Genomic DNA, 594 nt, shown 5'->3' on the forward strand with positions numbered 1-594 from the left:
ACCGCCCGACTCTTGCCATTGACACCAGCACAGCCTTTCTGTCCATCGCATTGGAACATCAAGGCGAAGTCCGCCTGTTTCATGAAAACGTCGGCACCAAGCAATCCGAACAAATCCTGCCGAAAATCGAACGCCTCTTTAAAGAAGCGGGCATCACGGCTGCCGATTTGGGCTGCATCGTTTATGCACAAGGCCCCGGCGCATTTACCGGCCTGCGTATCGGCGCGGCGGTTGCACAAGGTTTGGCCACGCCGTTTGACACACCCATGATCGGCATTCCCTGCCTCGATGCCGCCGCTTCGCTGCCGCCAACATCAAGCTGCGTACTGGCGGCCACCGATGCGCGTATGGGCGAAGTGTTCTACGCATGGTTTGATACGCAAAACCACATCCGCTTGAGCGATTACACGGTTGGCAAAGCCGTCGCCATTACCGCGCCCGAAGGCAAAACGCCTACCGGCGGTATCGGCAATGCCTTTGCCCTCGCCGACAAACCGCCTTTTGACGGTCAAACCGATATGCCGACCGCCGCCGACTATCTTAAACTTGCCCGCAGCGGCCGTTATATTGCTACCGATGCGGCACACGCCGAGC

At 58.4% G+C, this 594-nt stretch carries 1 protein-coding gene; it reads left to right on the plus strand.

Features of this window, described 5'->3' with window-relative positions; translation table 11 throughout:
- On the plus strand, positions 1-594 hold a 594-nt coding region (tsaB, locus tag ACTHUR_RS16050), incomplete at both ends, for a tRNA (adenosine(37)-N6)-threonylcarbamoyltransferase complex dimerization subunit type 1 TsaB (protein WP_440399673.1).

The organism is Neisseria sp. P0021.S007, from assembly GCF_051956855.1.